Origin of the sequence: Bacillus sp. V3-13, from assembly GCF_002860165.1 — a bacterium.
GTDB lineage: Bacteria > Bacillota > Bacilli > Bacillales > Cytobacillaceae > Bacillus_BJ.
This window is the reverse complement of the sequence record NZ_PGUZ01000023.1, coordinates 122,608-134,832: the sequence shown is the minus strand read 5'-3', so window position 1 is coordinate 134,832 and position 12,225 is coordinate 122,608. Positions and strand designations below refer to the sequence as shown.

At 45.8% G+C, this 12,225-nt stretch carries 10 protein-coding genes; all 10 read right to left on the bottom strand.

Features of this window, described 5'->3' with window-relative positions; translation table 11 throughout:
* Positions 1-128: 128 nt before the first annotated feature.
* The 10 genes from CU633_RS09785 to pnp all read right to left on the bottom strand — a co-directional run bounded on the left by CU633_RS09785 (position 129) and on the right by pnp (position 12,214).
* The gene (locus CU633_RS09785) at positions 129-1,790 is read right to left on the bottom strand and encodes a ribonuclease J (protein ID WP_219620953.1); all 1,662 of its coding nucleotides are present in this window, start codon (positions 1,788-1,790) and stop codon (positions 129-131) included.
* 313 nt (positions 1,791-2,103) lie between these two features.
* The gene (gene dapA, locus CU633_RS09780) at positions 2,104-2,976 is read right to left on the bottom strand and encodes a 4-hydroxy-tetrahydrodipicolinate synthase (RefSeq protein ID WP_101659883.1); all 873 of its coding nucleotides are present in this window, start codon (positions 2,974-2,976) and stop codon (positions 2,104-2,106) included.
* Positions 2,977-2,997: 21 nt separating this feature from the next.
* The gene (gene dapG, locus CU633_RS09775; RefSeq protein WP_101659881.1) at positions 2,998-4,242 is read right to left on the bottom strand and encodes an aspartate kinase; all 1,245 of its coding nucleotides are present in this window, start codon (positions 4,240-4,242) and stop codon (positions 2,998-3,000) included.
* Positions 4,243-4,296: 54 nt separating this feature from the next.
* On the bottom strand, positions 4,297-5,355 hold the full coding sequence (gene asd / locus CU633_RS09770; RefSeq protein WP_101659879.1) for an aspartate-semialdehyde dehydrogenase: 1,059 nt from the start codon (positions 5,353-5,355) through the stop codon (positions 4,297-4,299).
* Between the two features lie 185 nt (positions 5,356-5,540).
* Entirely contained in the window at positions 5,541-6,140 is a 600-nt protein-coding gene (dpaB, locus tag CU633_RS09765; RefSeq protein ID WP_101659877.1) for a dipicolinate synthase subunit B, read from the bottom strand.
* The gene (gene dpaA / locus CU633_RS09760; protein WP_101659875.1) at positions 6,137-7,039 is read right to left on the bottom strand and encodes a dipicolinic acid synthetase subunit A; all 903 of its coding nucleotides are present in this window, start codon (positions 7,037-7,039) and stop codon (positions 6,137-6,139) included. The genes dpaB and dpaA overlap by 4 nt, the downstream gene beginning before the upstream one ends.
* Positions 7,040-7,313: 274 nt before the next feature.
* Positions 7,314-7,565: a YlmC/YmxH family sporulation protein gene (locus tag CU633_RS09755; protein WP_101659873.1), complete on the bottom strand. Its 252-nt coding sequence runs from the start codon at positions 7,563-7,565 to the stop codon at positions 7,314-7,316.
* Positions 7,566-7,694: 129 nt separating this feature from the next.
* A complete protein-coding gene (locus CU633_RS09750) occupies positions 7,695-8,933 on the bottom strand; it encodes a M16 family metallopeptidase (RefSeq protein ID WP_101659871.1) in 1,239 nt (412 codons plus the stop codon).
* Between the two features lie 93 nt (positions 8,934-9,026).
* The gene (locus tag CU633_RS09745; protein WP_101659870.1) at positions 9,027-9,986 is read right to left on the bottom strand and encodes a polysaccharide deacetylase family protein; all 960 of its coding nucleotides are present in this window, start codon (positions 9,984-9,986) and stop codon (positions 9,027-9,029) included.
* A gap of 116 nt (positions 9,987-10,102) precedes the next feature.
* The gene (gene pnp / locus CU633_RS09740) at positions 10,103-12,214 is read right to left on the bottom strand and encodes a polyribonucleotide nucleotidyltransferase (RefSeq protein WP_101659858.1); all 2,112 of its coding nucleotides are present in this window, start codon (positions 12,212-12,214) and stop codon (positions 10,103-10,105) included.
* Positions 12,215-12,225: the final 11 nt, after the last annotated feature.

Below are 12,225 nucleotides of genomic sequence, written 5' to 3'. Positions count from 1 at the left end.
CTCCCTTCAAGCAATAATAATGTTAGTATGATCTCTGGCAGAGATTTCATTCTATCGTTGAAGAAATATTCCGGGTTCAAGAAGCAAAAAACAGGTACGGCCCGGACAGCCAATACCTGTTTTCAGCTCTAAACCTCCATGATGATCGGCAGGATCATCGGTCTCCGTTTAGTTTTTTCATATAAATATTGATTTAGTGAATCTCTCATATCCTGTTTTAAACTTGTCCAATCAAAGGAAGGCTTCGAGATACTTTTTTCAACAATCTGGCGGACCAACTCTGTTGAGTCTTCCATCAACTTTTCTGATTCGCGCACGTAGACAAACCCTCGTGAAATGATTTCCGGCCCTGCGACAATTTTCCGGGTGCCTTTGCTTAATGTCACGACAACAAGCAGGATGCCATCCTGAGATAAAAGCCTCCGGTCACGAAGGACAATATTGCCGACATCGCCGACACCGCTGCCATCGATTAATACGTTTCCGGCTGTCACGCGGCCGCCCGGTTTCATCTGGCCTTGCTTAATCTCGAATACATCCCCTTTGTCAGCGATAAAGATTTGCTCATCGAGAATACCGCACTCTTTGGCAACCCGGGCATGGGCTTTTAGCATCCGGTATTCGCCATGAACCGGAATAAAGTACTTTGGTTTCATTAGATTAATCATAAATTTAAGTTCTTCCTGGCTGCCGTGGCTCGGCACCTGGGTGATCGATTTTCCTGATACGACGTTCGCACCGGCGCGGCACAGCATATCAATCGTTTTATACACAAACAGTTCGCTTCCTGTCAAAGGAGAAGCGGCAAAAATGACGGTATCGCCATCCTGGATATTTACTTGCTTATGGTCTTGCTTGGCCATTTTTTGCAATGCCTCAATCGGTTCTCCCTGCTCTCCTGTTGTTAGAACAACGATTTCTTTATCCGCATATTGATCGATGTCGCTGATTGGAATCATTAAACCTTCATCAACCTCAATATAGCCAAGGTGCAGGGCAATGTCATAGATACGCTGCAGGCTTTTGCCGACAACTGCCACTTTTCGCCCGTTTTCTGCTGCCGCATTAAAGATATGTTGAATGCGGTTCAAGTCGGAGGCAAAGCAGGCGGCAATAATCCGGCCGTGGGCATTGTAAAATGCCGTTGACATTTCTTTGGCGACAACGGACTCAGAGATGGTGTATCCGGGCCTTTCCGCTTCGGTACTGTCTGACAGCAAGCATAAAACACCTTTATCACCAATGGCGGCCATTTTCCCGATTTCCGGCTTGTATAAATCGGTTGCGGCCTGATCAAATTTAAAATCGCCAGTATAAACAATGGCTCCTCCGGAAGTGTCGATACAAATTCCGACTGAGTCGGGAATGCTGTGGTTTGTCCTGAAAAAGGTCACTTCCGCACTGTCAAACGTTAAACGGGAATCGGAATTGATTTCTCTAAAGTCAGCTGTTCCTTTAAACTCTTGCTCTTTTAATTTTGCCTGTGCCAGGGCAATGGTGAGCTTTGTTCCGTACACGGGTACATCGAGATCCCGCAGCACATATGTTAGGGCGCCAATATGGTCCTCATGGCCATGGCTAAGGAAAATCGCCTTCACTCTTGATTTGTTTTCGAGCAAATATGAAAAGTCGGGAATCACGATATCGATTCCAAGCATTTCATTCTCCGGGAACATCAAGCCTGCATCGATCACAAATATATCGTCATCCACCTCTGCGACGTACATATTTTTGCCCGTTTCGCCTACGCCCCCCAGGGCAATCAGCTTAATACTTTCATTTCTTGTCATACTCACGTAAGTTCCTCCTATGTTGTTTTCGCCGATCAAAAAATCAGTTAAAACAATTATACTTGATGACAGAAATTGTTTACAACTATATTGTTGGCCCGGTTTCTCCCTGTGATTGCGAACATCGTCGAATTATGCAAAATAATCGATATTTCGAGAAAGTTGATGATAAAATTGCGAAGTTGACGGATTTATTTATAAGTTGACGATAAGATAGTGGAAGTTGACGATACGCATACATAGTGGATGATAATTGCAAAAAAACAGCCATGCCAATTCCTCTGGCAAGGCTGTTTTTACGTGTTATGTTGTTTTATATTGTCTTTAAAAGGTGTGCCAATGCCGTCCGTTCTTGCTCGGAAAGCGGGACGAGCGGCAAGCGGACAGAACCGACGTCAAGCCCTCGCAGCTGGAGCGCCGTTTTTACCGGAACAGGGCTAGGCGCTGCAAATAATCCTTGCATAACAGGCAGGATCTTTTGGTGAAGCTTTGCGGCTTGCGCAAAATTCCCGGCAAAGTGTGCACGGACCATCTCCTGCATTTCATTACCGATAACATGTGAAGCAACAGAGACAACACCTGTACCGCCAATAGCCAGGACAGGAAGAGTCAAGCCATCATCACCGCTGTAGAGCAAAAAGTCATCATCCGTATTCGCAATGATATCGGTCATCGCATTCAGATCCCCGCTTGCTTCCTTCACGGCAACGATATTCGCGATTTGAGACAGGCGAACGACCGTTTCCGGTGCGATATTAACTGAGGCTCTGCCGGGAATGTTATAAACCATGACCGGAAGCTTTGTGCTTTCCGCAATCGCTTTGAAATGCTGGTAGAGCCCTTCCTGATTCGGTTTATTGTAATATGGGGCAACGGCCATAATGGCGTCGACACCAAGCTGCTCCGCTTTTTTCGTTAATTCAATTGATGCATAAGTATCGTTGCTGCCAGTTCCGGCAATCACCGGAATTCTTTTGTTGACGGCTTTAACAACATGCTGGAAAAGGGCGAGCTTTTCCTCTTTGGAAAGGGTCGGCGATTCACCGGTTGTCCCTGCAACAACAAGAGATTCGGTCCCGTGATCTATTAAATAATTGACGAGCTGGGTCGTTTTTGCAAAATCAACATGCCCTTTTTTATCGAAAGGTGTTACCATAGCCGTCGAAACTCTGCCGAAAAGAACCATAATTCCACTCCTTCATACCTCTTATATATCTGTTCTTTCAAACTCCATTGCTTCCGATTCAAGCTGAAAAGCATCGTGAAGAGCGTTTACCGCATTTACAAGGTCATCTTGCTTAACCAGGACCCAGATGGTTGTATGGCTGTCAGCAGATTGTAAAATTCTGATCCCCTTTTCTGATAGGGCCGTAACAATTTTCGCGGCAACCCCGGGAACTCCGGCCATTCCTGCGCCAACAACGGATACCTTTGCACAGTTCCGTTCGACAACAGGCTCATGGCCGAGATTTTCCAGCACATTGATCGCATGGTCGGTCACTTCATCTGTAACAGTGTACACGACACCATTTGGTGATATATTGATTAAATCGACGCTGATCTTTTCATTTGCCATCGCTTTGAAAACTTCAGCCTGTAAATTGTATTGATTTTTTTTGGCATACACTTTAATTTGTGAAACATTTGAAACATGGGCAATGCCGGTGACAGGGCGTTCTTTAATATCGCTGCCCCTGTTCTGTTTGTTAATCGACGTCACAAGCGTCCCGGGATTATCCGTGTAGGTTGAGCGGATCCGGATCGGCACTTTCGCCTGCATCGCAATCTCAACCGCGCGCGGATGAATCACCTTTGCCCCCTGGTAGGCCATATTGCAGACTTCATTGTATGTTACGACAGATAACGGCCGCGCATTTGCGGCGATCCGCGGATCTGCCGTCATAATCCCTTCCACATCGGTAAAAATATCAATCCACTCAGCCTCAAGAGCAGCCCCCAAAGCCGCTGCGGATGTGTCGCTTCCGCCGCGGCCGATCGTTGTGGTGTCACCATTTTTCGCAGCGCCCTGGAACCCTGCGACAACAACGGCATCATGCAGTTCAAGCTCTTTTATCAGCCTCTCGCATTTCATATCAACAATTTTTGCGCTTGTATGGTCATTGTTTGTTCTAAAGCCTGCCTGCGCCCCGGTTAAAGCAACTGCTTTAACGCCGTGTTCGAGCAGCATATTGGTAAACACGACACTTGAAATCGTTTCACCAACGGATAATAACAGGTCTTGTTCCCGCTTGCTGACTTTGCTCGCATTCCCGCCAATTAGTGACAAAAGCGTATCGGTTGCATAAGGGTCCCCGCTCCTGCCCATCGCAGACACGACCACAACCGCCTTATATCCATCTGAAATAGCTTTCTTAATATGACGGATTGCGCTTTCCCGGCTTTGTTTATCCCTGACAGAAGTGCCTCCAAATTTTTGAACGATTATCTTCATCGTAACACCTCTAAAATTTATCTGACTCGTTTCTCTTTTTTGGAGAATGAGAGATTAATTGCCCTCTTTGACAAGTCCCAGCTTCATTAAGCTTTCGGCAATCTGGACGGAATTCCATGCCGCACCTTTTAACAGGTTATCGGAAACAACCCAAAGGTGGAAACCGTTTGGTTCGTCAAGATCCTTGCGAATCCGCCCGACAAACACATCATTTTTGCCGACGCAGTCAGCAGGCATTGGATAAATTTGATTGGCCGGATCATCCTGAAGCGTGATGCCGGGTGCGTCTTTAAGTATGGCCTTGAATGCTTCGACAGTTAAACCGCTGTTTTCCACCTCGATATAGACCGACTCGGAATGGCCGGTTGCAACGGGCAGGCGCACACAAGTTGCGGCAACCTGGAGCTCGGGCAAATGCATGATTTTCTTTGTCTCGTTGATCATTTTCATTTCTTCGTAAGTAAAGCCATTGTCCTGGAACGTATCGATTTGCGGAATTGCGTTAAAAGCAATCTGGTAATGCTTTTTATCGGATTTTACCGGTAAAATTTTCGGTTCAAACGGTTCATTATCAATAATTGCCCGGGTTTGTTCATACAGTTCCTCGACGGCAGCAGCTCCGGAACCTGATACGGCCTGGTATGTGGAGACAATCACTTTCTTTAAACCGTATTTTTGGCGGATCGGTTCGAGCGCAACGACCATCTGAATCGTTGAGCAATTTGGATTTGCAATAATTCCGTTATGTTGATGCAGGTCATTTTCATTTACCTCCGGAACGACGAGTGGAACGTTTTGATCCATGCGAAACGCACTCGTATTATCGACCACAATCGCGCCCCGTTTGACTGCTTCAGGAGCGAGCTGTTTCGAAACACTGCCGCCTGCGCTGAACAAGGCAATGTCGACCCCTTCAAAGCTTTCAGGCTTCGCTTCCTGAACGGTCACTTCCTCACCGTTAAATACAACCTTCGAGCCGGCAGATCGCTGTGAAGATAGCAAGCTTATTTTTGAAATTGGAAATTTGCGGTTTTCCAATGTTTTAATCATTTGCTGGCCGACAGCGCCTGTTGCTCCGACTACAGCAATATGCAATCCATGAGTCTGTCCCATCTATAATTCCCCTTCCGGTATAAAATCAGCATGTTTATCTTATTTTAAAAAAATATTGGAGTTTCGGGAATGTAAGCAGCTTTATGTGCGTCACCGATGCTTCATCCCCGTAATATCATTTATTTTAACATATTCGCTCATTAAAGGAATAAACTTTTTGCCTTAAGCTCCGGAAAAGGGTGTTGTTAATTGGCATCTTTATATCTTTCTACTATAACAGGCTGAAGCTGGGTGCCGTTCATTGCCGCAACAATCGTTTCTTCAAGCATCGTCATTCGCGCCACCATCGAATTGGGCTTTTTCACAGGATCATCCTGGCCAAATGGAATAAAATAAATATTTTTCGTTGCCATCAATTTCATCAGGTTGACTCCGTTTAATCCAAGGGCGTCATTCGTTGAAATACCCAGTACGACTGGATTTCCATTTCTTAATGTCGCTTTTGCAGCCATCAGGACGGGGGAATCTGTCATCGCATTGGCGAGCTTGCTCATTGAATTGCCGGTTAACGGGGCAATCACCATACAATCAAGCGGAAGCTTCGGGCCGAGCGGCTCAGCCTTCACAATCGAATCGATCATTGCCTGGCCTGTCACATTTTCAATTCTTTGCACCCAGTCTTCCCCGCTTCCAAACCGGGTTTCCGTATTTTTCACGGTAAAGGTGACGACCGGAATCACTTCAGCACCCAGATTGACAAGTTTCTCTATTTCCGGAAACACGGCATCGTATGTGCAATGTGAACCTGTTAACCCAAAACCGATTCTTTTCCCTTTTACACTCATGCTTCTTTCTCCTTTCGATTTAGTAAATCCTCACCAAGCAGCTGAGAAAGAACGTTGGCTAAAATTTGCCCTGCCGTTTTTGGGGCGACAATGCCGGGAAGACTCGGTGCCAAGAGAGCTTTAATTCCCCGTTTTTCCGCGTAGCGGAAATCTGTTCCTCCCGGTTTTGAGGCGAGATCAATAATCAGCGTATGGACAGGCATTTTCGATATAACCGATGCAGTGACAACTAAATATGGAATGGTGTTAATGCAAATATCAACATCAGCGACGACTTTGCTGATGTCATCAAGGTGGAAAGCGGTTAAGCCCATTTCGGTGATCCGCGCGATATGTTCACTCTTTCTCGCTCCAACGGCCACCTTGGCGCCCATGGCATGAAAGGTTCTTGCGGCGCTCATCCCGACTCTTCCCAATCCCAAAATAACAACTTTTGAGCCATGAATGGTAAAATCGGTGTGCTGGATCGCCATCATAATTGTTCCTTCGACGGTCGGAATCGAATTGTAAATCGCGACATCATCCCGCTGAAAAAGCTGGACAAGGCGCCGGTTTGCCTGCTTCGTTATTTCGTTTAAATACGAATTCGTAATTCCCGAATAAATCGTACAATAAGCTGGGGTCGCTGCGAGTATTTTTTCTGTTAAAAAGACTTTCTCATTGGAAAAAATCGTCTCAATTTGGCCGTCTAGGCTCGTTCCGGGAACGGGCAAAATAATCGCGTCGATTGTTGAAAAATCGACTTCCTCGATTTTTTCCTTAACAGCTCCGGTAAAGGCATGGTCCAATTGTTCAAATCCGATTAATGAAAGCCTCGCATCCAGTTCTGTTAGCCTGCGGATAATCTCAAGCTGCCTGGCATCACCGCCAATAACTGCGATCTGCATTCCTGTTAGCATGAATACAATCACCTTCTTATATGGAATGAAACTTATCTCTTGTTACCGGGATCATCAGCAAAGCTTTTAAAATCGCCGATCGTTTCCGACCAGAACGACCGTCAACCTGCTGGTTATCCCGTTCTGTGTTATCACAAAGTATTTCGTTTTAAACACTGCTCCCACATATTATGATAGAAACGGGAAATCGGTGAGTTTTCCTGCAAAAAGGAGGACTTCACTTTATAAATCGTGGTAAAATACAAAGAAAAAAACCGGCCTGAGAATGCCGGTTTTACAGTTTGTGCTCCTCGTCAGGAACATCGATAATAATCATGTCGTTTCCGATTTTTTTTATGTGGCGCCAGGAAACACGGACTTCCCCGCCCTGCTTCCGCAATCCAAACCATTTCCCGGTCGGAATAATCAATGCTTCTATTTGTCCGGTCGCTTCATTGATTTCCAGATCGGTTTGCCCGAGGACACCGAGCCTTTCAGCACGCTTTGCGTCAACGATTTCTTTTCCGCTCAATTCACTCAGCTTCATTTATAATCCCCCACAAAAAAGTATTTTTTACATATGTATCGACCCAACCGCCAATTTAGAATAGGGGAATGTCCTTAAATTAAATCAAAAAACAGCCATACCATCATTGGCAGGCTGTTTGAACAATCATTATGCAGAAATCTTTGGCAGCTCTCCATCAGGGCTGATTAACGCAATTGAATAATCATCCTTAAAAATCTTTTTCGCCATTTCATTCACGCCATGCTTGGTGACTTGATCAATTTGTTCAACAATTTCATCGAGGGAGCGGTGGCGGCCAAGCAGCAACTCATTCTTCCCGTTTCTGCTCATCCGGCTGTTCGTACTTTCGAGGCTGAGCATCAAGCTTCCTTTTAACTGCTCTTTGCTGTTATTCAATTCTTTATCGGTAATACCCTCAGCCTTAAGTTTGTTTAATGTCTCCTGGATTGTCGCAAATAACACATCAAGCTGTTTCGCTCCGGTCCCGGCGTAAATCGTGACAATCCCGCTGTCCTGATATGCCGAGTGATAAGAGAAGACTGAGTAAGCGAGGCCCCGCTGTTCACGCACTTCCTGAAACAAGCGGCTGCTCATGCTGCCCCCAAGGATATTATTTAATACAATCAAGCTGTACATGTCGTCATGGCCGACCTTTAAGCCTTCAAAGCCTACACATAGATGGGCCTGCTCGGTCTCTTTCTTGCGGGTAACCTGGTTTGTATGAAAAACGGGAGTTTCTTCCGCTCCCGGTTGTTTCCCGCCTTCATAGCTGCCGAAATATTTCTCCACCTCTTTTATAAAGGAGTCAGAAATGTTTCCGGCAATAGAAACGACAACATTTTCCGGCGTATAGGTGTTGTGCATATATTCTCGAAGTGTATTTCCAGTAAACGACTGGAGCGTTTCTTCAGTGCCAAGGATCGGATAGCCAAGTGAATGCTTTTCAAAAATCGCTTTGCTCAACAGATCGTGGACGATATCATCCGGCGTATCTTCATACATTTTAATTTCTTCAAACACGACGTTTTTTTCCTTATCCAATTCGTCTTCGACAAACGTTGAATTAAAAAACATGTCCGCAAGTACTTCAAGAGCAAATTGCGAGTGGGTATCTAAAACCTTTGCATAATAACATGTATATTCCTTCGAGGTGAAGGCATTTACCTGGCCGCCGATGCTATCAAAAGATTCAGCGATTTCCCGGGCTGTCCGCGTTTTTGTTCCTTTAAAAAACATATGCTCCAAAAAATGCGAAACTCCGTTAATTTCAGGGACCTCATTGCGTGATCCTGTTCCGATCCATACGCCGATTGCGACGGAGCGAACGGTTGGTATATTTTCAAGGACAACTCGAACACCGTTCTTGCAAGTATATTTCTTAATCAAATTAATTCCTCCTGTTCTGGAACGACCGGCTGCAAGTATTACTGCATTTAGTAAGTATAGCTTATTGTTGTTATTTTTTCCAAAAAGAAGTTTTTATTTCTTGTCCTTCTTCATTAATCTTTTTTCGCTTAAGACGTCAGAAACCGTTCCAAGCTCAATATCCTTCTCGTGAATTTGCACAATCAATTGATCAAGCGCTTTTGCAGTGGGATCGGTCGGGTGCATAAGGATTAACGCCCCGTTATGCACCTTCGTAACAACCCTCTGGATTAAAACGTGAGGCGCAGGCTTTTGCCAATCAATTGTATCAACGCTCCACATAACTGTTCCTAATTTCATCGCCGCAGCAATCTGGACGACCTCATCCCGGTAGCTTCCGCTTGGAGGTGCAAACCAGACCGGATTTATACCGGTTGTCGCTTCTATCACTTCATTCGTTTTCTTTAATTCTTCGTGAATTTTTGCCGTACCGAGCGTCTTCATATTCGGGTGGGAATACGAATGATTCCCGATTTCATGGCCGGCGGCAGCAATCATTTTCACCAGCTCCGGATTTTGCTTTGCCCATCTTCCTTCCAGAAAAAAACTCGCTGAAACGTGATGATTCTTTAAGGTGGCAAGCATATCCGGTATGTATTCATTTCCCCAGGCAACATTGATGATAAACGCGGCCATCGGCTTGTCGGGATTGCCTTTATAGATCGGAGCTGCCGCAAGATCACTCAAGTGGACGGCCGGGCTTGTTTGCTCGAAAACAAGGTCTTCTTCGGCGAATTTCCCGGTTTCCTTCATTTTTTTATATGAGGCTTCCACATCCACCTTCAGTCCGTTATAGCCCGGGATCGCTTTCCAAACCCGGTCTATTTTAGCGTCGACAGGGGGGATTTCGTACTCTTTGGCTCTCCGTTCAATCTCTTCTTGTAACAGGCTTTTCTGCTTCCCGGCCGAAAGGGTTTCCGTTTTCAATACCGCAACATAATGGTCTATCCTCTGGTTATTAATAAATATAAAAGCAAACACAATAAATAATGCGATTAAAGCTATTTTTTTCATCCGATACGCCTCCTTCCATAAAAAATATGTGAAGGCAGGACAAGGTAGAACATCTATAAGAAAAGCCAGGGTTGTCCCTGGCTTCTTCCCTGTCCCCGGGCGCGGGGATTTCGCTATTATTGCTGCGCTTTTTCTTTTTGTTCTTTTAAAACTGCTTTTCGGGACAAGTTGACACGGCCCTGCTTATCAATCTCGGTGACTTTGACAAGAAGTTCATCGCCAATTGCCACCACATCTTCCACTTTTCCAACCCGCTCCTCGGCAAGCTCGGAAATATGGACAAGCCCGTCTTTTCCAGCAAAAATCTCCACAAATGCTCCAAATTTCTCAATACGCTTTACTTTTCCGAGATATATTTGCCCGACTTCTACTTCACGGACAATATCTTCAATGATTTTCCTGGCTTTCTGGTTCATTTCTTCGTTAACAGATGAAATAAACACCGTGCCGTCTTGCTCAATGTCGATTTTTACACCGGTTTCTTCAATAATTTTGTTGATCTGCTTGCCGCTTGGCCCGATCACATCACGAATTTTATCCGGGTTAATCCTCAACACCAAGATTTTTGGTGCATATGTTGACAGCTCTTCCCGAGGCTTTGAAATCGTTGCCAGCATTGAGTCGAGGATCTGCATCCGGCCTTTTTTCGCCTGCTGCAGGGCTTCTTCCAAAATCTCGCGCGATAAACCTTCGATCTTAATATCCATTTGCAAAGCCGTTACTCCACTGGCCGTACCGGCCACTTTGAAGTCCATATCTCCCAAATGGTCTTCCATTCCTTGAATATCTGTTAAAATCGTGTAATGTTCGCCTGCTTTCACAAGACCCATCGCAATACCGGCAACAGGTGCCTTGATCGGTACACCCGCATCCATCATCGCGAGTGTGCTTGCACAAATGCTCGCCTGTGAAGTTGAACCGTTCGATTCAAGAACTTCTGATACAAGGCGGACTGTATACGGGAAGTCCTTTTCAGGCGGGATAACCGGTTCCAATGCACGCTCACCCAAAGCACCATGGCCGATCTCACGGCGGCCCGGGCCTCTCATTGGACCTGTTTCCCCGACGCTGAAGTTAGGAAAGTTATAATGGTGCATAAAACGTTTTTCTTCTTCGATTCCGAGTCCGTCAAGAATTTGCACGTCTCCTAAAGCACCGAGTGTGCAGATGCTTAACGCTTGAGTTTGCCCGCGTGTAAACAGACCTGAGCCATGCGTCCGCGGCAAAATGCCTACCTCGGACGAAAGTGGGCGGATCTCATCAACGCCGCGGCCGTCCGGGCGCACTTTCTCCTCTGTAATCAGGCGGCGGACTTCACCTTTAACAAGCTTATCCAATACCTGTTTGACCTGCTTAATCGTATCATCTTCTGTTTCCCGCTCTTCAAATTTTGCCAGAACATCATTTTTCACTGCTTTTATCGCATCTTCGCGGGCATGCTTTTCCTGAACCCGGATCGCTTTGATCATATCCTGCTCACATAATCGACGGACTTCGGCTTCGATATCTTGATCAATTTCATAAAGGACGACTTCCATTTTTTCTTTGCCAATTTCGGCCGCAACTTTTTCCTGGAAAGCGACTAAGCGCTTAATCTCCTCATGGCCGAACATGATCGCTTCGAGCATTGTTTCTTCAGGGACCTCATCGGCACCTGCTTCAACCATGTTAATGGCATCTTTCGTACCGGCTACGACCAAATGTATATCGCTTTTTTCGGACTGCCCGACTGTCGGATTAATCAAAAATTCGCCGTCGACACGGCCGACGCTGACTCCGGCAATCGGTCCGCCGAACGGAATATCAGAAATGGATAATGCCAGCGAAGAGCCAAACATCGCTGCCATTTCAGATGAACAGTCTTGATCCACACTCATCACCATGCTGACGACCTGGACTTCATTACGGAAACCATCAGCAAACAGGGGCCTAATCGGCCGGTCGATCAAGCGGCTGGCAAGAATCGCCTTTTCACTTGGTCGGCCTTCCCTTTTAATGAATCCGCCGGGAATTTTCCCTACCGCATATAAACGTTCCTCATAGTTCACTGTCAGTGGAAAGAAATCCAAATTTTTCGGTTCTTTTGAAGCCGTGGCCGTGCTGAGCACAACCGTATCTCCGTAGCGTACCAACACTGCCCCGTTTGCCTGCTTTGCCAGTTGGCCGATTTCAACCTTTAATTCCCGGCCAGCCCAATCTATCGAATAGACTTGTTTATTTTGTTCCATTCGTATAAAAC

What these genes read in the sequence shown, in the direction of transcription:
- dpaB (WP_101659877.1), bottom strand. Translation starts at nt 6,140, where the DNA reads ATGAGTGTAAAAGGGAAAAGAATCGGTTTTGGGTTAACAGGTTCACAT.
- CU633_RS09785 (WP_219620953.1), bottom strand. Translation starts at nt 1,790, where the DNA reads ATGACAAGAAATGAAAGTATTAAGCTGATTGCCCTGGGGGGCGTAGGC.
- CU633_RS09745 (WP_101659870.1), bottom strand. Translation starts at nt 9,986, where the DNA reads ATGAAAAAAATAGCTTTAATCGCATTATTTATTGTGTTTGCTTTTATA.
- dapG (WP_101659881.1), bottom strand. Translation starts at nt 4,242, where the DNA reads ATGAAGATAATCGTTCAAAAATTTGGAGGCACTTCTGTCAGGGATAAA.
- dapA (WP_101659883.1), bottom strand. Translation starts at nt 2,976, where the DNA reads ATGGTTCTTTTCGGCAGAGTTTCGACGGCTATGGTAACACCTTTCGAT.
- CU633_RS09755 (WP_101659873.1), bottom strand. Translation starts at nt 7,565, where the DNA reads ATGAAGCTGAGTGAATTGAGCGGAAAAGAAATCGTTGACGCAAAGCGT.
- dpaA (WP_101659875.1), bottom strand. Translation starts at nt 7,039, where the DNA reads ATGCTAACAGGAATGCAGATCGCAGTTATTGGCGGTGATGCCAGGCAG.
- asd (WP_101659879.1), bottom strand. Translation starts at nt 5,355, where the DNA reads ATGGGACAGACTCATGGATTGCATATTGCTGTAGTCGGAGCAACAGGC.
- pnp (WP_101659858.1), bottom strand. Translation starts at nt 12,214, where the DNA reads ATGGAACAAAATAAACAAGTCTATTCGATAGATTGGGCTGGCCGGGAA.